Origin of the sequence: uncultured Gimesia sp., assembly GCF_963972345.1 — a bacterium.
Classification (GTDB): domain Bacteria; phylum Planctomycetota; class Planctomycetia; order Planctomycetales; family Planctomycetaceae; genus Gimesia.
Genome location: NZ_CAXAVM010000123.1, coordinates 1 through 21,233, shown reverse-complemented (window position 1 = coordinate 21,233; position 21,233 = coordinate 1). Strand labels below are relative to the sequence as shown.

Here is a 21,233-nt window from a genome sequence, read left to right as displayed (position 1 = left end):
AACCTGCTGTTGCTGCGTCAATTCCGGTTGCTCCAGCTTTCCAGCAGTCAGAAGAGTGGGCTCACACTGGCGCTCATTTTACCGGTTCTGGCCGGAATGCTGTCCGTCTTACCTGAAAATGGTTTGAATCTGATGGGCATCCTGTTTTTCTGCCTGACCTATTTCATGGCATTTGCCGGCGTGCTGGAATGGCTCGACCGGGAAGCGATCGGACGTGCGGAAGCAGATCGGTCAATAAATGCCGAACAGGAATATGAAAAACCGGGGGCAGAGTCTGCGTCTGAAACTGTCGATTCCCCGTCATCAGATTCAATTGAGATAGATGCAGATCGCGAAAAACGATTTGAAGCACTACTGAGTGAGAACCAGTCTGATACAGACACGCTTGCAGAAGAAGAAGAGCACGGCGATTGCACCCAGTGGATGAATCGCAACACAGATGAGGCTGGTTTTGAATTCATAGAGGGCGGGATCATGGTCCGCTTCGAACCTCAGCAGAAGACCCGGGTCGTGCATCTCAGTCTCTATCCTCCCCTGAAGGGCAAGCTCTCTGTGAACTGCGAATTTGATCCCGGGCTGTCTGTCAGGACGAGAGTTCTGGAAACCCGTGGATATGGCATCAGCGTGGAGGTCAAACGTGCTTCCGGTCTGGAACAGGAGTTTGAGGCGGTTATGCAATATGGGGTGACCAATCAGAGGCTCAATGAGGATGTCGCCTGAAACAGGTTTACTCTTGATCATCAGGGTAGTCTGGTATATCTGACGATTTGCGAAACTTATCGGCAAACCGAAATTGAATTAAGTCTAAAATGTGTCAAAATAGGCTCTTAGGTTTGTTTGCAGGATACTGGATCTTACCTATATTGTACGTTAGCTGGAAATTTCTATATTTCGCTAGTTTCCATTTTTATGAATCGCTATACTTTGCGGACATTGTTGTCGTATCTGGTCTGAAAAGCCCTCGTCAGCAATCAGTGAGATCTGAGTTAATTCCCGTCTCGCTCCAGTCTTAATAGCTTTTTGGTTACTGATGCGAAATCGTTTTGGTAATCAGTTAGTGCATCTACATTTATAGCAGAAATTCTTAACCGGGATTCTGTAATCAATGGAATTGTGCTGCATCACGATTGGACTCGTGTTGAAAGGAGGTCGAGCTCTGTCTGTTCGACAGGTTTGACTCAAACTGAATAAGGATGTCAGGATTATGCACAAGATGTCTTTGAAACTTCAATCAAAAAATCAGGTCGATTCCACAGATCTCGAATCAGTTCTCGATGCATCCGGGTTGTTAGATCAACAGCGGGATCAGGTACCTGAGACAAAAAAAATAGAGAGCAAGCGTGGTCGCCAGGTGATTAGTCAAAGAACTAATTCATTGTTGGGAGTACAAATTGTTTCCAGTGGATCGTATGTGCCGGACAACGTCGTTACGAATCAGGATCTGCAGGAGCGTTTTGGATTTGACCCGGAATGGATTGAACAACGCACGGGAATTCTGGAACGTCGACATGCCCCACCGGAAATGGCCACCAGTGATTTGTGCTACGAAGCAGCACAGAAAGCGATTCGTGCGGCTCGTGTGAATCCGGAAGATATCGATCTGCTGATCGTCGGTACGTTCACGCCGGATTTTCAATGTCCTTCCGTTGCCTGCCTGGTGCAGGATAGGCTGGGCCTGGATGCCCCTGCGATTGATCTGCAGGCTGCGTGTGCGGGTTTCATGTATGCCCTGGTAACGGCAGCCCAGTATGTCGCAACGGGAAACAGCAAGCTGGCACTGGTGATTGGTGGTGACTGCAACAGCCGTATTGTGAATCCGGAAGATCGTCGCGTGGCACCATTGTTTGGCGATGGTGCGGGAGCCGTACTGCTGGCGAAAGGTGATCCGCATCAGGGGCTGACCTGCTACCAGACGGGCTCTGATGGAAGTGGTTGTTCTCTGCTGGATCGTCCCTCTGGTGGAACCCGCAATCCTGCGACTGCCGAAGATATCAGCGCGGGTCGTCATTTTCTGAATATGGATGGCCGCAGCGTCTTCAAGTGGGCTGTCAGAACAGTTGCTGATTCCATAGACCTGATGCTCACCAAAACAGGTATGAGCGTGCATGACGTTGACCTGTTCCTGATGCACCAGGCCAATATCAGAATCATTGATTCCGCCTGTGAACAGCTGGGAATTCCCCGCGAAAAGGTTTTCAATAATCTGGATCGCTATGGAAATACTTCCGGCGGCTCGATTCCGATTGTGTTAGATGAAGCATTTCAATCGGGTCGGATTAATCGCGGCGATACCATTCTCCTGAGTGGATTTGGTGCCGGTCTTGCCTGGGGCACAGGCCTGTTTCGCTGGTAGATTTCTGCTAACGTCGCTGTTTCCCACTCAGCAGTGAACAGCGCCATCTCTCAGTCTGCGCGACCGACTGTTGAGATCAGACAGGTTTATTCCGCGTCGTCCTGGGCTTTCGTATCCTGCTGTGCTTCGTCAGTTGTCGTCTCCGGAGTCACAGGGCGCTCGATCACGGGTTCACCCGCTTTGGCAACACCCGCCAGTGGCAGTTCATTGGCCGAAACCGTTTCCTCTTCCATATAATAAACGTGATCGAGGGGAGTCCCATCATCACATTTCCGCAGCAGAAAATAGATCACGGTATTGGCAGACCAGAAAAAACTGATCACTAAACCGGAAAAGGTGATGTTAAGGATCGATCCCCATCCCAGTGAAATAGTGGTAGCGAGCGTCATTTCTTCCTGATTGAACAGCTGGATGGCCTGTTCGCTTCCCATGCCCCAGCTGACGCCCCAGAATGCGAGGCGGGAGACCAGTTGCAGCAGCAGTTCTGCAAAAAACAGACAGGCGGCTCCATAGCAGAGCGTGACGAATACGAGCCACAGAAAATACCAGATTCGACCAAAAATATAGCTGAAGATGCGGCTTAAACCATCGAAGCCATCGCTGTCTTCCACGCTGATGGTGGTCATCATCAAAGGCCAGCCCGCCAAGGTCACCAGCAGAATCAGGCTCAACACAAAAGCAAACAGAAAAGCCAGTCCCCACAGCAGGCTGACAATCACTCCGCCAGCACTGGGAATATTACCAAACAGGCCAATCAGCAGGCAGAGAATCCAGAAGAACCCCATGCCTGCGAAAGGGAGCAGGGGGGCGCTGACCAGTGACAGAATCCGCTTTAACGAAAAGGCCAGCGCAGCGCGAATACCGATATGTTCATCCTGCGCAAACTGGATTGCGGCAATCCTGGTAATCGCACCGCCGAAGACGGCCCAGATAATAATCGCCCACAGCAACTGCGTTGTGGCATAAGCCAGAATGCTCCAGCTGGCACCCGTTTGAAACAGGGTCAGCACCGGTCTGGTGAAATAGGACATCGGTTCCAGCAGCGTCGTACCCCGAATCAGGTTAACCAGTCCCGGCGATGGTTCCGGCACCGGCGTCAGGACCTGTTGAGGGGAGTGTAAAAACAGGTCGGCATGCCGGGGAGGAAATTCAATCCTTTGATGCACGAGGGCCGAACGATTACTCACCGGTTGCCGGGGCGCGAACGGGAGCTGGTTGAACAGTTGATTTCCCAACATGAGCAGCAGAATGGCGGCGATGGCCAGCAGGATTTTCTGGAAATCCACGGCCAGACGAAATACCCGAAACAGGTTCAGCCAGGGAAACAGTGTTTTATAAGGAATTGGTTCGGTGATCAGTTCAGGTTTTTGATTCATCATCGTCAGAGTGTATATCCAGATGCCCAGAGATGAGAGAGATGCCCGATTGACAACATTCTGTATTTCCCAGATCCGTAACAGAAAAACCGTCAATCCCTTGGGTTGGATTCAAGCTGAAGGACGGGTATGCCGATCGATTTGATCCGCGAGAAGATCCCGCGAAAGACTCTGCCGCTCAGTCGAATGCCAACTTGAGGCGCATTATAGACAGACCGGCGGAGTTGATGCTATCGTAGACCGGACTTCCCGGTCATTTCAGCTGGATTTTACCGGCTCGCCCACAAGCGGTTTCGGAGTCAAAGCTTCCTCAGTGTGAGCCTTCTGTTTCAGCGACGGTGTGGTGCACGCCTGGTAAATCAGGGGAATCGCCAGCAGGGTGATTGTGGTCCCGGCAATCAGTCCGCCGACCACAACCCGCGCCATGGGAGCCTGCAGTTCGCCCCCTTCACCCCAGCCCAGCGCAATCGGGATCATGGCCAGGACCGTGGTGAGCGTGGTCATCAGAATCGGCCGGAACCGGCGCGTGGCAGCCTGGAGGATCAACTGGCTGACCGGTTTCTCCGGGTATCTCCGCCGGAGCTGATTGATGTAATCGACCAGCACGATGGCATTGTTGACCACAATTCCCGACAGCACGACGATGCCGATGAATGACTGCACATTTAATGTGGTGTCTGTAAACACAAAGACCCAGATGACACCAATCATGCCCAGTGGCACCGCGAACAGAATATAAAATGGATCACGCAGAGATTCATACTGGGAAGCCATGATCATGTACATCAGGATAATCGCCAGAATAAAGCCCTGTTTCAATGCGGTGAAACTTTTCTGCTGTTCTTCCCAGTCGCCTGCGATACTGACGGAAAAGCCGGAAGGAATCTGGATGGCACTCAGGTTTTGTTCGAGCTCAGGGACCACGCTGCCCAGGTCCCGCCCCTCGACATCTGCAAAAACCCTCAAGATCCTCTGTTGATTCTGGCGTTCAATGACAACAGGGGCTTCATTGGGCTGGAATGAGAGCATGTTTTTCAATGGAATCGTACGTCCGGTGGCGGTCGTCACACCCACCTGTTGCACGTCGTCCATCTGATCGCGGTCTTCTTCTCGCAAGCGAACAACGACCGGAAATTCATCTCCTTCCTCACGATAGAGTGTTGCCTCGGTACCCCGAATGGTCGTTTCCAGTGTCTGGGCGATATCCTGCACGCTGATCTTCAACAGACCCGCTTTGGCACGATCGATGGAAGCAGTCAGTTCAGGGCGTTTATCGGAAACCTCGGCTTCCACATTGATCAGCCCGGGTGTCTGTTTCATGACTGCAACAACCTGGTCGACAATCTGCTGAGCGGCCATCAGGTTGTGGCCGGCGATCTGCACGACGAGATCACCGCCGCCTCGTCTCCCGATCATCCGCATCAGCATCATTTCCGTCTGTGCTTTGACCTGGACTTTCATGCCGGCAATCGGACCGATCGAATCGTCGAGCGCTTTGCGGATTTCTTCAATGCCCCGTTCACGTTCGCTGCGGGGGAGCAGCTGGATTCTTAAAGTCGTGCGGTTCCACTGATCTGCGTCATCAGCACCGTCACCAATGAAGGACGCAATCGCGATTGCTTCGGGGACCGACTCAATGGTCGCCTGTTCCAGAATCCGTGTCTGCTGATCCAGTTTTCGAAGCTGAATCCCGGCTGCCATTCGGGAATAAACGTTAATCGCGGCTTCGTCTGTTTTAGGCAGAAATTCCGTTTTGACATGGGGAATCAGACCCAGTGTCGTCGTAAAACAGAGTAACAGCAGAAATCCGGTGAGCGTGGCATGTTTCAAACTGAACTTTAAAATCCGTTCATAAATGCGCTCCAGTTTCAATAGGATCTGGTAATTCAGATGATGGAAACCTTCAATCAGTTTGAACCAGTGACGGGTCCAGCCTGTATGGGGAGTCGTGACTTCCTCTGGAATCCAGTAGGCGCTCATCACAGGCGTCAGTGTCAGGCTGGCAAACAGCGAACAGATCAGGGAGAACGAAACGACCCAGGCCAGCTGATGCAGCAGGATGCCGGTCGTACCATGAATAAAAATCAGCGGCAGGAAAATGATCAGGGTTGTTAAGGTACTGGCAACAATTGCAGAGGAAACTTCTTCCGTCCCTTCAATGGCGGCAGTGATCGGGTCCAGACCGTCTTCCCGTTTTCGGAAGATGCTTTCCAGTACCACGATCGAGTTATCCACCAGCAACCCGACGCCCAGCGCCAGTCCGCCGAAGGAAATAATATTCAACGTGAATCCCTGGAAATAGATCAGGGTGAATGTCGCGAGGACGGAGAGGGGCATACACACGCCGATCACCAGCATGCTTCGGAAGCTGCGCAGGAAGAGAATCAGAACCAGAATGGCCAGCCCCATTCCGTACAGGGCGGCTTCCTGGATGTTGGCGATCGACTGTCGTATATATTGCGAGTTATCCACGCGAATTGTGAGGTTCATATCCGGGATCGATTTATTGGTCCGCTCGACCTGTTTTCGCACCTCGTCACTGACGTTGATCGTATTTGCCCCGGATTGCTTATAGACATACAGCAGAATGCCGGGCTGTCCATTCATCCGGGTCAGTTCCGTCCGCTCTTTTCACCATCGACGACTTCCGCGATATCCCGCACATGAACTGTCGCTCCTGCCTGTTCACGAACGACCGTGTTTTCAATCTGGTCCAGGCTGGTAAACTCACCCTCACTGCGGATATGCAGATTGAGATGTCCCTCTTCATAATTTCCGGCGGGCTGGTTGATATTCTGCTGCTTGAGCGCATTGATGACTTCGTTGACGCCCATATTGAGCGATTCAAGTTTGCTGCGGTCCAGTTTGATCTGGATCTCACGTTCAATCCCGCCTCGCATGCGGACACGGGCGACCCCTTCAAGCTGCTCAAACTGCGGAATAATCTGATTTTCCGTCAGCTGCGTGAGCGTGACAGGGTCCAGGTCACTGTTTAACCCGAGGTACAGAATGGGGCGGTCAGCGACATCATAATGACGGATGTACGGATCTTCTGCTCCCTCGGGCAGTTTGTTTCTCAATTTGTTGAGCGAGTCTCGTACTTCGTTGATCGCCAGGTTGAGATCCGTGCCCCATTGAAACTGCAGGCGGACCGTACTGCTACCTTCCATACTGCTGCTGAGTATATCCTCAATGCCGGATACAGAACTCAAATTCTGTTCAATCGGGCGGGTAATCTGCTTTTCGGCTTCATCCGGACCCGCGCCTTCGTAAATCGTGATCACGCTGACGCTGGGATTCTGAATGTCAGGCATCAGGTCCACGGACAGCTGTGACAAAGACACGCCCCCCAGCATGACCAGCACCAGTGAGGACATCAGGGTTGTAATCGGACGCTGAACTGCCAGTCGGGTCAGGGACATAATTGATTTCTCAGGTGTTTCTGAACTGCTGTTGAATCAAACGATCGTCCTGATCACAAGTTTGTTTTTTGCGTTAACGCGGGCGGTGCCTGAATGACCCGATCCATGGGAACTTCAACCGGCGTGACCGTCTGTCCTTCGTCGACCATGCGATTCCCCAGGGTGATCACCAGGTCTTCCGGTTCCAGCCCCGAGAGAATTTCAACGAGTTCGCCATCATTGATTCCGGTTTCGATATTTCGACGTTCGGTAATGGGAGGGTTTCCCTCAATGATGAAGACAGCAGAACCGGGGCCATTTTTTCTGCGAGTGAGAGAAGCAATAGGCAGGACGCTGGTTTTCGGTCGATGTTCAAAGACAATCTGCACACGGGCATGCATACCCGGTTTCAGCGAGAAGTCCGCGTTCGGGATTTCGATGTGCACGGCGGCAGTGCGGGTTTGCGGATCGAGGACGGGGGCTTTTCGTTTCACATGACCCGAAAATGTTTTGCCCGGGAACGTATCAACCGTGATGAGCGCTTTCTGTCCCAGTTTGACATCTTCATAATCTTTTTCCACGATATGCACGACGGTCCGGACCTGATCCAGGTTGACGATTTTCATTAATGGAACATCAGGTTTTGCCAGATCGCCGATATCCACCATGCGTTCTGCCAGGAAACCATCGGTCGGCGCCAGTACTTTATTTTCCCGCAGTCGCAGGCGGCTTTGTTCGAGGTCCGATTTCGCCTGTTCCACACGCGCTTCTTCCAGTTCCGTCTGCGCTTCCTGGATCGCCTTGTTGGCGACTGCTTCTTCCATCTCCTGCTGCGTACTCACTCCGGATCTCTGCAGCACCAGCAGCCGTTCATACGCCTTTTGTGCCAGCTCCTGGGCTGTGACCTGCGCTCTGAGTTGTGCTTTGGCAACTGTCAGAGAGGCATCTGCTTTACTGACCAGTTCCTGCAGTTCCGTGTCATTCAGTTCCAGAATCACATCGCCGGCATTGATCTGCTCTCCCACATCAAACGGAATCGACTTGATGTACCCGTTGTATTTCGAACGGATTTCGACCTGGGAACCGGCTTCCAGATTTCCCACCAGGGTAATCCGTTTTTCGAGAGTCTTTTCTGTGGAGCGTGTGACCTGAACTGCAATCGGTTCAGTAAGGATTTTTGTGGGAGATGTTTGTGTGTTGTTCAGGGAATGTTCATAAACCAGCCAGCCTGCAATCATGGCAAGTGCCGTACAGGCTGGGGCAATCAGTACTTTCATCTTTTCGTTTCTCCGGTTGTGTGAACCGCAGCAGGAGCCTGTAGCCAAGCAAATTGTTTACTGATCAAGAATCTGGATTTGCAGACCCTGTCAACGAAAAATCGGTTGGTAAAAGCTCTTGTTGTTTGACAACAGAGGGACTCTGTTGTGCAATCGGGCAGGTTGACGGTTATCGTGTAAAGATAAACTTCTGGTTGTTTAAGGCAGGTAAGCTAAGGCAGGATCGACAAATCATTTAAGGCGTCTACTCACCTCTTCTATTAGAACTATATCGGTAAGAGAATTCAAGATGTTTGTCGTTCTCAACGTCTTTGTTTAAATATTCTTTTGTTTATAAAATCCCGGGCTGGTCTTTCCTGTTCTTATGCCGGTTCTATGCTAAAATCCACACCGGTTTCCAAATTATTCAACAATGATAAGAAATTATTGGCTATTGACAGTTCACACAGTTTGACCAACCTGTGAAATCGCTTTGAGAAGGGAAGAATTATGGATTTAATGAGTACGATTGCCGGTTCAATGATGGAAGGGTATTTTCCAGCAGGATGGGACCTGGCCAAAATCGATCAGTGCATGAGTGCTGATCCTACGACCATTACGGACCGTCAGTCCTGGTGGCATGCAGGCTTTGAGCCTGTCATGTGCGGGAGCGTCACCGACTTTGATACCATGCTGGGACATGAGATTGCGTTAACGATTAAACAGTCCAGGGATGCTGGTGAAAAGCTGGCATTGATTCTGCCTGTAGGACCGATGGGCATGTATCGCTGGGCTGTGTACTTCCTCAAAGAATGGGGCGTATCCTGCGACCATGTCTACGGCTTCAATATGGATGAGTGGAGTGATGCAGAAGGAAATACGCTGCCTGCCACGAACCCCGGTGCCTTTCAGTATGCCATGCAGCAGGCCTTTTATGGTCCACTGGGTGACTTAACGGTTCCCGAGAATCAACGTCACTTTGCCACGCCAGATGTCCTGCCCTCGTATGCAGAAAAAATCGGCGAATTAAAATCAGCGGGCGCGAAGCTGGGGGTTATTTTCGGAATTGGTCGTGTCTGTCATATCGCATTCTGGGAACCCCATTTTGCGGGCGAATTTAATTCCGAAGAAGAATGGAAAGCACAGACACACCGCCTGGGTGCCAAGCTGCATCCTTTGACGATTGAGCAGAACGCCGTGACCAGCTTTAAGAGCCGCACGACGCTGGTTCCCGCGTATGCGAATACGATTGGTCCCGGGTGCTTCCTGCAGGCCGACAAGATTATCGGCGGCTGTGACGGTATCTTCTCGCGTGGCATGCAGTGGCAGGGGATGAGTGTCTGGATGACGTTACGGCATGAACCCACCAGCTGGATCCCGTCCACCTACATGACGACTCAGCCGGGTCGACTGATTATCCTCGATGAACTGGCCGGACCGCTGGTAGCGGAGTGTAATTAACCAGTTGACAACAAGTTGACCTAATATAAATCACAACAGGCAGTCCGGAATCAGTTTCCGGGCTGCTTGTTTTCTTTTAACAGTAGTCTCTGAGAACTTTTAACCGGCTGTCTGCTCGAGCACTGATTCATGCACATAAATCGGCAGAGGGGGATCAAAATGAATTGACAGCGCAATCGCATCGCTGGGCCGGCTGTCAATCTCGACCAGTTCCCCATCCTGTTCTACCCGCAGCACAGCATAGTAGGTGTGATCTTCCAGATGCGTGATCACGATATCTTTCAGGGTGCCCCCGAGAGATTCGATGGTATTCTTTAACAGGTCGTGCGTGAGCGGACGCTGAGGCGAAAACTTCTGATTCACGCGACGGTCAATCGTGGTGGCTTCAAAAATTCCGATCAGGATCGGGAAGACACGCTCGCCATCGACTTCACGCAGATAGATCACCTGCTGATCGCCGATCTCGCTGATAATGATGCGAGATAACTCCATTTCCACTAACAAGAGAGCCTCCTCAGGTCAGGCAGGGAATTCACTGCAAACCAGATTCCATGTGACGAATTAAAAACTGAATTAACTGTGATCGTGAAGTGATTTATTATACACCCTGTCCGGGCAGAGCAACAGATTCCGGTTGAATTCGCAGACCATGTCGGGCACCGTGCCATTCTCGGTCTGAGCAGACGCTATTTTCCCTCGAGTTCATCGATAGTTTTCAGAACGCTTTGCAGTTGTTTCTGATTCCCTGCCAGCGTTTCCTGTACTCCAGCTACCACATCGGCGGGTGCCCGGTCAACAAAGTTTTTATTGGCCAGTTTCTTCTCACTGGTTTCAATATGTTTTTCGAGTTTTTCCGCTTCTCCCCGCAATCGCTCCAGTTCCGCCTCCAGATCGATAATGCCTTCCAAAGCAATAAAGCCGTCAACATCATTGAGAGAAAATGTGGCAGACCCGCTGGGGCGTTGTATATCCGCGCCCGCTGACTCCAGTAAGGTTTTCGCCAGATTATCGAACTGTCCGGCGATATTCTGCATGTCATCGGCCACACCGGATTCACAACGCAGGAACAGTTGCAGCGGTACTGCGGGTGAAATCTTATAGACAGCACGAATATTTCGCACGGCAACAATCATTTCCTGCAGCCGTTCAAACCGTTTTTCCAGTTGCGGATCCTGCCACTCCTGTGGTGGTTCCGGCCAGGCGGCGATCATGATGCTTTTGGCCCCTGTTGCGGGTGTGAAGAGCCCGCGTTCCGGCGCGATCTCATTCAATCGCTGCCAGAGTTCTTCGGCAATGAAGGGGACGAAAGGCTGCAGCAGACGGAGCAGGGCGTCGAGCACTCCTACCAACACGCGCTGTGCTGCCGGTTTCTGTTCCTCGTCCCACAATCGAGGCTTGATCATTTCCAGGTACCAGTCGCAGAATTCGTTCCAGGTAAAGTCGCGAATGGCGCGAGTGGCCACGTCGAACTGGTAGCGATTTAAGACGGTTGTCATCTCTTCGGCAACCGTGGAAAGTCGACTGAGAATCCAGCGATCTTCCATTGTCAAATCAGACTCTGCGAGCGGCGCCGGGGTGTAACCTTCCAGGTTGAGCATGGCAAAGCGACTGGCGTTCCAGAGTTTGTTGCAGAAATTTCTGCCGTACTCAAAACGTTCGCTGACAATCCTCGCCACTTTTTCGCCGGGATCAGGATCAAACCAGGGACTCGTATACTGGTACGATTTTCCACTTTTGGGGAATTTGATTCGTGGTTTAGCACCGCCTGAGGGAGTCGTTGTCTGATGTTCCAGAGTTTGAGGCACGACTTCCCCGGTTTCCGGGTCTTCGTAACCGACAGGCAGACGGACGTCCTGTGTTTCCCCTGCGAAAGAGGCAATCGTGAAGCGGACTGCATCGACGCCGTATTTGTCGATCAGGTCCATGGGGTCCACGCCGTTCCCTTTGGATTTGGACATGGTCTGCCCGAAACCATCCAGGATTTTAGGATGGATGCAGACATGCTTGAAGGGGATGTCTTCCATGTTATACAGGCCGGTCAAAACCATGCGCGCCACCCAGAGAGTGATGATATCGCGACTGGTGATCAGCACACTGCCTGGATAGAAATAATCGAGATCCGGATTCTTGTCAGGCCAGCCCAGCGTGGCGTGCGGCCAGAGGGCACTGCTGAACCAGGTATCCAGGACATCTTCATCCTGGGTCAACTTATGAGCGGCACCCAGTTCGTCACCCGCCAGGTCGGTTTCGCTGCAGATCAGCCAGCAGGTATCTTCATCGTCCCGGCGGTAATCGACGTCATAACGATCGGCAAATGCCAGTTTCAGGTCGTCTTCAGAACAGGTGTCGCAGTACCAGATGGGAATACGATGTCCCCACCAGAGTTGTCGACTGATGCACCAGTCGCGCTTTTCTTTGAGCCAGTCCAGATATGTTTTGGAGTAGCGGCTGGGAAAGAAACGCACGCGGCCGTCATCGACAGCATCGATGGCAGACTGCGCGAGGGTATCCATTTTTACGAACCACTGGTCAGACAGATAAGGTTCAATGGGAGTTTTCGAACGGTCGCTGTGCTTGACGGGGATCTGCCGGTCTTCCACTTCGATGAAGAAGCCCAGCTTTTCCATGTCTTCGACCACTTTTTTACGGGCGGCGTAACGATCCAGGCCTTCATATTCACCGGTAGCGTCATTCATCGTGCCATCGGGGTTCAGAATGTTGATCTGCTCCAGATCATTTCGCAGTCCGCAGGCATAGTCGTTCGGATCATGCGCGGGGGTGACTTTGACGGCTCCGGTTCCCAAGTCTTTATCTGCCAGTAAGGCATCGGCAATAATCGGGATCTCACGTCCGTTTAATGGAATGCGAACGAATTTACCGACCAGGTGCGTGTAACGCTCATCGGAAGGATGAACGCAGACAGCGGTATCGCCGAGCATCGTTTCGGGACGCGTGGTTGAGAATGAAATCCGTTCCTCACTGCCGACCACCGGATACTGGAAGGTCCAGAACTGACCGGCAATATCTTCTGAGAAAACTTCATCGTCTGCGACTGCGGTCTGCAGGAACGGGTCCCAGTTCACCAGGCGTTTCCCACGATAGATCAAACCGTCTGAGAACAGCTTCAGGAAGGTGCGGCGGACCGCTTTGGAGCACATGTCATCCAGTGTAAAGCGGGTGCGCTGCCAGTCACAGCTGGCGCCCAGTTTTCTCAGCTGATTCAGAATGCGTTTTTCGTACTGGTCTTTCCAGTCCCAGATCCGTTCGACGAGCGCTTCGCGACCGATGTCATGCCGTGTCAGATTTTCTTCTTCCTTCATGCGGCGTTCGACCACAGCCTGGGTGGCAATGCCGGCATGATCGGTTCCGGGCATCCAGAGGGCTTCATAGCCCTGCATGCGACGCCAGCGGGTTATCAGGTCCTGCAGCGTGCCGTTCAACGCATGGCCCATGTGCAGGGCACCGGTGACGTTGGGCAGAGGGATCATGATGGTATGCGGTTCTTTTTCCGGATCAGGCTCGGCGTGAAAATAGCCGTTTTCTTCCCAGAACTGATACCACTTCTGTTGTGCACTTTCAGGATTATACTGTTTCTCTAACGATTCGGTCATGATTTCGGGTTGGGTCTTGTGCTTTAAGGCATGGTTAAAATGGAGAAATTGATCTGCCACAAAATAGCTGGATTTCCGTTATTTAAACTAACTATTGGTCCATCAATCCTTTCTTGACAGGTGGTCAATGTCAGGCGAGCACGCCAATGAGCGTGCGGACCATTTCGGCCAACGTGCCATTCCAAGTCTGATAAGACACTATACCAGTTCGGATATTGCAAAAACAGGCAGGGCGGGCATTGTTGACGGTCCGGGTTTCTGAATTCTGGAACTCATTCGATTTGACGTTGCAGTCAAGCGAGACACCGGTCAGCCTGAAATGGTTCCTTCGTCCTTGTAGAGTTTGTATTCGACGCTGTCTGCCAGTGCGAGCCAGCTGGCTTCGATCACATTTTCACTGACGCCGATACTGCTCCAGACCTTGTGTTCATCGCGGCTTTCAATCACCACCCGCACACTGGCGGCGGTTCCCTCAGCGGAATTGATCACGCGGACCTTGTAGTCGACTAAGTGCATTTTTTCGAGAGCAGGATAGGCAGGGCAGAGTGCTTTTCTGAGTGCCGTATCGAGGGCATTCACCGGCCCGTCGCCTTCGCCGACCACGTGTTCCTGCTGACCGTTGACGATCAGTTTGATCGTCGCTTCGGTGAGAGGTTCGTGTGTATTGTCGGATTCGACATTCACGCGATAATGAATTTTTTCGAAATGAGGTTTGAACGTACCGGCAACTTTTTTGACGAGCAGATCAAAGGACGCTTCGGCGGCTTCAAACTGGTAACCTTCATTTTCCAGATCCTGCACTTTTTCGAGAATCCGTGTGAGCAGTTCCGGATCGTTATCCAGCTGCATCTTGGTTGTTTTTGCGACGATGTTGGAACGTCCCGACAACTCACTGACCAGCACTTTGCGTTCGTTGCCGACGACTTCGGGTTCGATATGTTCGTAACTGCGTGCAATGCGATTGACGGCGTGCACATGCATGCCCCCTTTATGGGCGAAGGCGCTGCTGCCGACAAAAGGCTGACCGGAACGGAAATTCATGTTGGCCAGTTCGTAAACATAGCGTGAGAGTTCGGTCAGTTTATGCAGGTTGTTATCCAGCAGGACGGAATAACCTTCTTTTTTCGTCACCAGGTTGGCGATCACGCTGATCAGATCGGCATTGCCACAGCGTTCCCCGATCCCGTTAATGGTTCCTTGAACCTGGATGGCACCATGTTCGATCGCGGCTAAGGAATTGGCGGTCGCCAGATCACAGTCGTTGTGACAGTGAATTCCCAGGGGCACGTTTACTTCAGAGCGCACGAGGTCGACATATTTCGCAATCACTTCGGGCAGACTGCCGCCGTTCGTATCGCAGGGAATGACGATGTCTGCGCCCGCCTCGGCAGCCGCTTTGATGGTTTTGAGTGCATATTCCGGATTCGCACGAAAGCCGTCAAAGAAATGCTCTGCATCGTAAATGACTTCGCGTCCGCAGGATTTGATAAAGCCGACCGAATCTGCAATCATCGCCAGATTTTCTTCGAGTGAGACCCGCAGGACTTCGGTGACGTGCAGGTCCCAGGTTTTTCCCACAATGGTGACCACGGGGGCCTGTGAATCCCGTAACGCCTGCATGCCGACATCGTCTCTGGCTTCGATCTCTTTGCGGCGGGTCATGCCGAATGCGGTGACTTTAGCGTGCTTCAGATCCATTTCGGCCACACGCTGGAAATACTCGGTGTCTTTGGGATTCGAAAGAGGATAGCCGCCTTCAATGTAATCGAAGCCCATTTCATCGAGCTTTGCGGTTATCTGCAGCTTGTCTTCCAATGAGAAGTTCACGCCTTCTCCCTGGCTGCCATCCCGCAAAGTGGTGTCATACATCTGAATTCGGGCCATCGTCGGGGCTTTCTTTTCTGTTTTAATTGAAAGATCACGCTTGTTATCGTGTCTGCTGCTATTCTTTTCAGACCATCGCAGGGCAGGGCTTGATTCGTCCTGATCTCCATAACAAAAAAACCTCAGGTTGTGACCTGAGGTTATGAAAATCTGTTAAATTGGTAATGATTCTCAAGTCATGGGGAGTCTGTAATTTCGCCAATAATAATAATGCCGCTGATGCAGACAATATTTGAGACAGACAACATAGACCTGAGAGCCTTCCGCTTGAATTGCTATTTTGAATCACAAACTGTCAATGGAAAGATCATAAGCAGCCGGGAAGTGTGAGTCAAACGAAAAGCCGATTTCGCCCTGTTTTCAGGTCAGATTCCCTGCGAAGCAGCAACGGCCTGAGGCTCAAACAAACTCTTCTTCGTATTCTTCTTCGCCGAAATCGTCTTCGAACTGGTTTGCTTTGATCGCTTCCCACTCATCGATAGTGTATAAAACTTCACGTGCCTGTGAGCCGTTATATTCACCGACGATGCCATCTTCGGCCATGTAATCAATCAATCGGGCACCACGACCGTAGCCGACTCCCAATGCCCGTTGCAGCAGGGAAACAGAACCGCGACCTTCACGGATCACAACATCGACTGCTTCATTGTACAGGCTGTCTTCTTTGCGGTCCGAGTCGCCACCATTATTTTTCTTGGAATTGGCGGCAGTGATCTGTGCCAGTTCCGGGCTGTATTCGGGAGCCATGTCACTGAAGAAGTCGATCACACGCTCGATTTCTTCATCACTGACATACGCGCCCTGGGCCCGTGTCAGTTTACTGGTTCCTGGTGCCAGGTACAGCATGTCACCGTTGCCGAGCAGGGCGTCTGCACCGTTTTCATCCAGAACCACACGGCTGTCGCCGCGGCTGGCAACCTGGAATGAAATGCGGGCAGGCAGGTTGGATTTAATCAGACCGGTAATCACGTCGACCGTTGGCTTCTGCGTTGCCAGCACCAGGTGAATTCCGACAGCACGGGATTTTTGTGCCAGACGAATAATATGTGCTTCGACATCTTTGCCGGAGGTCATCATCATGTCGGCAATCTCATCGGCGACGATGACGATCGAAGGCATTTTTTCCGGCATTTGCAGTGCTTCTTCCGATTCCGGATCAATGCCCGCCAGTTCCAGCACTTTTTCCTTGCCGAGTTTATTGAAGCTTTCGATGTTTCTGGATCCGCAGCGGGCCAGGAGGTCGTAACGTTCTTCCATCTTGTCGACGGCCCATGCCAGCACGGCTTCCGCTTTTTTCATGTCGGTGATCACGGGATGCATCAGATGCGGAATGCGTTTGTAGCCGCTCAATTCCACCATCTTGGGATCGATCATCAGCATTTTGACTTCGTTGGGGGTGCGGGTCATCAACAGTGAGAGAATCAATGTGTTGAGACAGACACTTTTCCCGGTTCCGGTTCGACCGGCGATCAACAGGTGAGGCAGTTTGGCCAGGTCGGCTGACAGGGGATGCCCGCTGACATCTTTGCCTATGAACAGGGGAATGCGACTGTGTTCCGCTTCGTCCGAACAGGCTTCGATCAGTTCTTTTAACCGCACCATGACTTGTTTGTCATTGGGAACTTCAACGCCAACCGTATTTTTTCCGGGGATGGAAGGCACCACCCGTACGGAAGGCACACGTAAAGCAACCGCCAGGTCATGAGCCAGAGCGGTGACTTTGGCAACACGCAGACCCGGTTTCAGATCCAGTTCGAACAAGGTCAATACCGGGCCGGTATCGATTTCGGAGACCTGAATGTCGAGTCCAAAATCAGCAAATGTATTTTCGAGAACTTCGGCTGCTTCTTCCGCTTTTTTGGCTAACAGCTCGAAAGGAAAGTCTTCTGCATCTTCCAGCAGGTCTAACCCGGGCAGCTTATATGAGCTGTTTTTTTTTTGCTCGATGGGCTGAGTCTTTTGCGCCAGGCGAATTCCTGGCGGCGGATTGACTTTGATCGGCTTGCGCTTCTTGGGCTTTAATTTTGCTTTAGGAGCGGCGACAACTTCTTCTTCGTACTCGTCTTCCTCTTCTTCGGCGACGATTTCTTCTTCCTCTTCGTATTCTTCTTCGTCACTTTCTTCTGCTGCTTCATCCACAACAACCGATTCACGGCTCAAGGCTTTGAAGGGAAAGGTGAGGCAGGAAAAAAAGAGGCGTACGGGAAGCGTATCTGCTGTCAGTAACAGACCTGCCAGGAACATGGAGGTCAACAGGATCAACGAACCGGCGACGGAAAATCGGGTTTCCAGTAATGAAAAACCGAGCGCACCAATATAGCCACCGCTGCCAATCAGTGGCGTGGCGTTATTTTGGCCCAGCATCATCTGGCTGACAATACAGGCAGAAAGCAGAATCAAACCCAGGCCAATCAGTTCGACCACGACGCCGGAAGTTTCCTGTCGGGAAAACATCCGCATGTCGACTACGATTAATGCGAGGAAAATTCCCCAGGCACCGAGGCCGAAACCGGTTCGCAGGTAATGGGCTATTTGAGCACCGGAGTCACCACACAGGTTTTGTGCGACATCACGGACGGGGTAGACGAGCTGCGCAGGGGGATCGGCGGGGTCATAGCTGAATAGACTCAGTCCAAGAAAGACTGTCGCCGCCAGCAATCCCAGCGCGATTAAATCTGTTTTGAACCGTTGAATGTCGATCATGCTGACCAACCTGCAAATCTATATAAGAAATTTCGGGTTGTCTATTCAAAGGAGAATCAACGGCGCGCAAAGCGGACGCAAAAAATTGGTTACTTTTCTTGTGGGGATTAACCAGAAAAATTGTCCGAGTGAAAAATAGTTCCCGTCTGCGATGAAAACCCAAGAACATCAACAGACGGGAATATTTTCACGACCAGTGTCTCAATGTGGGGCATTGAGACGTACCAAACAAAAGTATGGATTCATGTAAATGTTGATTTCCTTAACACCTCAAACCTAGCACACAAACTGAGGGGCGGTCGGGAAAAGCCAACAATCTGCGTTGTGTTTTTGCCACACGCGGGGACGCGGTTCGGGTTAGAACAGTCAGTGGAAGTGTTGCGGAACGCCTCATACCACTTCTAACGAATATGCGGATTCGACCGGTTCCGGACAGCCTGGAAGTTTCCTGAGGTGTGCTGTCGAGACTGGCGAGCCGTTTATGTGCCTGCCAGATGATGCTGAATCCATTCGATCAGAGAATCCGCCACCCGGGACTTTTCTCCCGAGTAAGTGGCTACGATCTCCTGGCTCTGGTCGATCACTTCGACGAAGTTTTCGGAAGACCCGATGGCACTCACACTGTTGAGTACGATGGCATCGCATTTTTTACTGTAGAGTTTGCGCACCGCATTAAAGCGGGCGTCCTGAGATTCCAGTGCGAAGCCCATGACCCAGCGATCCCCTTTCTGGGTACCCAGTTCTGCCAGCACGTCGATCGTTTCCACCAGTTCCAGGGTGATCGCTTCACCGGTTTTAGCGATTTTACCAGGTTTGCGGGTTTTGATCCGATAGTCGCAGACCGCAGCAGTGCCGATCACGCCATCACAGTCTGCGAACAGCGTTTCGCATTGCGCGAACATCTCATCTGTCGTCTCGACCTGGTACAGCTCACATCCGGCAGGAGGGGCAATGGTGACAGGACCAGAGACCAGCGCGACTTCATGGCCGGCGGCAATCGCAGAGCGGGCCAATGCGTATCCCATCTGCCCGCTGCTCGCATTGGAGAGGTAGCGAACGTCATCCAGGTATTCTCTTGTCGGGCCGGCTGTGATCAGGATTCGCATTTGAGGATCATTCAAAGGATGGGTTCGAAGCAGGGCAGTACGGTTTCGAATTACCCCAGCAGTTCATTGATTCGGGTTAAGATCTCTGCCGGTTCTGCCATCCGTCCTTTACCGATCACGCCACAACTCAGCCAGCCTTCTCCTGGTTCTACGATCTGGATTCCATCGGCCTGCAGCTGTTTCAGATTTCGCTGAACCGATGCCTTGGCCCACATATCCGCATTCATAGCCGGTGCCAGCAGAATGGGTGCAGTGCAGGTCAGTGTCAGGGTCGAAAGCAGATCTTCCGCGAAACCATGCGCCATCTGGGCCATCACGTTGGCAGTCGCCGGCGCAATGACAAACAGTTCGGCTCTTCTGACCAGGCCGATATGTTCTCCCTGAAAATGTTCCCGGGGGGAAAACCCATCCTGGTAGACGGGACGGCCCGTGAGGGCTTCGAAAGTGGTCGCGCCAATGAATTTCTGCGCGGCCTGTGTCATTACCACGCTGACGGCTGCCCCTTGCTGGACCAGCTTGCTGGTCAGGTCAGCCGTCTTGTAGGCGGCAATTCCTCCAGAAACACCTACTAGAATTTCACGCCCCTGCATGGGTTGGTTTTTGGTGTTCATGGTTCTGCAACGATGTGTTAGACCAGGTCTTCCAGGCTCGGACCGGCATCATCATATTCGATGGCATCCAGCGGGCTGCCATCATCTTTGATGGCCACTTCACCAGACTGATCGAGGTAGATTTTGTCAGTCATGATTTCCTGAACCACAATTTCCATGTGATTTTTGGTCTGCATTTCGACCAGTGGTCGCGCGCCCCGGTTCAGCGCCACGATCCGCTTTTGGATGAGCGAAGACAGTTTGAAACGTCCGCCTACTTTATTGACGATTTCTTCTTCTTTAAATTCTTCCAGCATTAATTTCTTGCTCCCGTTGTTTCAGGATGGTGCCGATTTCTGTGACAGCACGGTCCAGATCGTCATTAATAATGACATGGCTATAGTATTGGGCCTGCTCCAGTTCCTTGCGAATTGTTGCCAGCCGTTTCTCGATAACTTCTTCTGATTCGGTACCCCGGTTGCGAATCCGTTTTTCATATTCTTCATCAGAGGACGTTCTGACGAAGAGTGTAATGGTCTGGGGAAACTGTTCTATCAGTTTCAGGGTCCCCTGTACATCAATCTCCAGGAAAGGCCAGCCTCCTTCTTCCGCAGCCCGATCAACTTCTGATTTTAACGTTCCATACCAGTATCCCAACCCATGAACCTGTTCACATTCGAGGAATTCGTTATTTTCCTGTCGTTTTTCAAATTCTTCCGTGGTCAGAAAATAATAGTCTTCGCCATTCACTTCCCCCTTCCGACGCGGTCGGGTTGTTGCCGAGATCGCTTTAACCAGCTTGACCGGTGTGTCCTGCATCAGTCGATTGACAATGGTTGTTTTACCACTGGCAGTCGGGCCGGAGAGGACAATAATCGGTATGTCCGGTGGGATACAGGCTTGAGGTTCAGACACTTGGCAAAGCTCCAGAGTAATCGTTGTGAGGTCTCGCTATTCAATCTCAGGAGATCAATAAAACTATATTCTATTCAACGTTCTGGACGTTTTCTCTGATTTTCTCAACAGCCAGCTTCATTTCGATTACGGCATGGGAGATTTCAACATCGTTGGCTTTCGAGCCGATGGTATTAATTTCGCGGAACATCTCCTGTACCAGGAATTCCAGTTTTTTACCCTGGGATGTTTTGGCTGAGATGATGGAGTCAAACTGCTCTAAATGGCAGGTCAGTCGACTGATTTCTTCGTTGATGTCACAACGATCTGCAAACATGCTGACTTCCCGGATCAGGCTTTCAGGGTCGAGTTCGACATCCTGGTCTTTGAGCAGGTCTGTCAGACGCTGATGCAGGCGATCGCGGTAGCTGGTGACCACACGCGGCGCCTTCTCTTTGACTACTTCCAGTTGCTGGCGGATCACCTGGTTACTGCATTCGAGGTCTGCCTGGGCCGATTCCCCTTCTTTCTTGCGAAACTCAGTCAGTTCCTGCAATGCGCCGCGAATCGCCTGTTCAATCAGTGGCCAGTCCGATTC

General features: G+C 51.7%; 14 protein-coding genes and 1 pseudogene. 3 read left to right on the top strand and 12 right to left on the bottom strand.

The window, feature by feature from the left end; genetic code table 11:
* Both AACZ40_RS18915 and AACZ40_RS18910 read left to right on the top strand, forming a co-directional pair.
* A partial coding sequence (locus AACZ40_RS18915; protein ID WP_339675431.1) for a hypothetical protein occupies positions 1-720 on the top strand: 720 nt, incomplete at its 5' end.
* 493 nt (positions 721-1,213) lie between these two features.
* Positions 1,214-2,353, top strand: a complete 1,140-nt coding sequence (locus AACZ40_RS18910; protein ID WP_291178168.1) for a beta-ketoacyl-ACP synthase III — start codon at positions 1,214-1,216, stop codon at positions 2,351-2,353.
* Positions 2,354-2,439: 86 nt separating this feature from the next.
* On the opposite strand, the gene AACZ40_RS18905 is transcribed toward AACZ40_RS18910, so the two are convergent.
* The 3 genes and pseudogenes from AACZ40_RS18905 to AACZ40_RS18895 all read right to left on the bottom strand — a co-directional run bounded on the left by AACZ40_RS18905 (position 2,440) and on the right by AACZ40_RS18895 (position 8,407).
* Positions 2,440-3,732: a hypothetical protein gene (locus AACZ40_RS18905; RefSeq protein WP_291178170.1), complete on the bottom strand. Its 1,293-nt coding sequence runs from the start codon at positions 3,730-3,732 to the stop codon at positions 2,440-2,442.
* Between the two features lie 255 nt (positions 3,733-3,987).
* Positions 3,988-7,085: pseudogene (locus AACZ40_RS18900) on the bottom strand (efflux RND transporter permease subunit).
* Between the two features lie 119 nt (positions 7,086-7,204).
* Positions 7,205-8,407, bottom strand: coding sequence for an efflux RND transporter periplasmic adaptor subunit (locus AACZ40_RS18895; RefSeq protein WP_291178175.1), 1,203 nt, complete (start codon positions 8,405-8,407; stop codon positions 7,205-7,207).
* A gap of 489 nt (positions 8,408-8,896) precedes the next feature.
* Here AACZ40_RS18895 and AACZ40_RS18890 point away from each other — a divergent pair, with 489 nt between their 5' ends.
* Entirely contained in the window at positions 8,897-9,847 is a 951-nt protein-coding gene (locus AACZ40_RS18890; protein ID WP_291178177.1) for a glucosamine-6-phosphate isomerase, read from the top strand.
* A gap of 99 nt (positions 9,848-9,946) precedes the next feature.
* On the opposite strand, the gene AACZ40_RS18885 is transcribed toward AACZ40_RS18890, so the two are convergent.
* The 9 genes from AACZ40_RS18885 to AACZ40_RS18845 all read right to left on the bottom strand — a co-directional run.
* Positions 9,947-10,345, bottom strand: coding sequence for a bifunctional nuclease family protein (locus AACZ40_RS18885; RefSeq protein ID WP_291179304.1), 399 nt, complete (start codon positions 10,343-10,345; stop codon positions 9,947-9,949).
* Between the two features lie 188 nt (positions 10,346-10,533).
* Positions 10,534-13,458: a valine--tRNA ligase gene (locus AACZ40_RS18880; protein ID WP_291178179.1), complete on the bottom strand. Its 2,925-nt coding sequence runs from the start codon at positions 13,456-13,458 to the stop codon at positions 10,534-10,536.
* A 309-nt stretch (positions 13,459-13,767) separates the two neighbouring features.
* Positions 13,768-15,342, bottom strand: a complete 1,575-nt coding sequence (gene cimA, locus AACZ40_RS18875; protein ID WP_291178182.1) for a citramalate synthase — start codon at positions 15,340-15,342, stop codon at positions 13,768-13,770.
* A 399-nt stretch (positions 15,343-15,741) separates the two neighbouring features.
* Positions 15,742-18,045, bottom strand: coding sequence for a DNA translocase FtsK 4TM domain-containing protein (locus AACZ40_RS18870; RefSeq protein WP_339675424.1), 2,304 nt, complete (start codon positions 18,043-18,045; stop codon positions 15,742-15,744).
* A gap of 479 nt (positions 18,046-18,524) precedes the next feature.
* The gene (locus AACZ40_RS18865; RefSeq protein ID WP_291178187.1) at positions 18,525-19,151 is read right to left on the bottom strand and encodes a phosphopantothenoylcysteine decarboxylase; all 627 of its coding nucleotides are present in this window, start codon (positions 19,149-19,151) and stop codon (positions 18,525-18,527) included.
* Between the two features lie 50 nt (positions 19,152-19,201).
* Complete coding sequence (locus AACZ40_RS18860) at positions 19,202-19,762, bottom strand: flavoprotein (RefSeq protein ID WP_291178190.1); 561 nt, start codon at positions 19,760-19,762, stop codon at positions 19,202-19,204.
* A 17-nt stretch (positions 19,763-19,779) separates the two neighbouring features.
* Positions 19,780-20,058: a DNA-directed RNA polymerase subunit omega gene (locus tag AACZ40_RS18855; protein WP_291178192.1), complete on the bottom strand. Its 279-nt coding sequence runs from the start codon at positions 20,056-20,058 to the stop codon at positions 19,780-19,782.
* Entirely contained in the window at positions 20,042-20,656 is a 615-nt protein-coding gene (gene gmk, locus AACZ40_RS18850) for a guanylate kinase (protein ID WP_291178195.1), read from the bottom strand. Before gmk ends, AACZ40_RS18855 begins: the two co-directional genes overlap by 17 nt.
* A 70-nt stretch (positions 20,657-20,726) precedes the next feature.
* Positions 20,727-21,233, bottom strand: a 507-nt coding sequence (locus tag AACZ40_RS18845) for a DUF1732 domain-containing protein (RefSeq protein WP_339675420.1), incomplete at its 5' end; no start/stop codon positions are given.

Bases quoted from the DNA above. Each gene is read 5' to 3' on its own strand.
- AACZ40_RS18910 (WP_291178168.1), top strand. From the start codon at position 1,214: ATGTCTTTGAAACTTCAATCAAAAAATCAGGTCGATTCCACAGATCTC.
- AACZ40_RS18905 (WP_291178170.1), bottom strand. From the start codon at position 3,732: ATGATGAATCAAAAACCTGAACTGATCACCGAACCAATTCCTTATAAA.
- AACZ40_RS18895 (WP_291178175.1), bottom strand. From the start codon at position 8,407: ATGAAAGTACTGATTGCCCCAGCCTGTACGGCACTTGCCATGATTGCA.
- AACZ40_RS18890 (WP_291178177.1), top strand. From the start codon at position 8,897: ATGGATTTAATGAGTACGATTGCCGGTTCAATGATGGAAGGGTATTTT.
- AACZ40_RS18880 (WP_291178179.1), bottom strand. From the start codon at position 13,458: ATGACCGAATCGTTAGAGAAACAGTATAATCCTGAAAGTGCACAACAG.
- cimA (WP_291178182.1), bottom strand. From the start codon at position 15,342: ATGGCCCGAATTCAGATGTATGACACCACTTTGCGGGATGGCAGCCAG.
- AACZ40_RS18870 (WP_339675424.1), bottom strand. From the start codon at position 18,045: ATGATCGACATTCAACGGTTCAAAACAGATTTAATCGCGCTGGGATTG.
- AACZ40_RS18865 (WP_291178187.1), bottom strand. From the start codon at position 19,151: ATGCGAATCCTGATCACAGCCGGCCCGACAAGAGAATACCTGGATGAC.
- AACZ40_RS18860 (WP_291178190.1), bottom strand. From the start codon at position 19,762: ATGAACACCAAAAACCAACCCATGCAGGGGCGTGAAATTCTAGTAGGT.
- AACZ40_RS18855 (WP_291178192.1), bottom strand. From the start codon at position 20,058: ATGCTGGAAGAATTTAAAGAAGAAGAAATCGTCAATAAAGTAGGCGGA.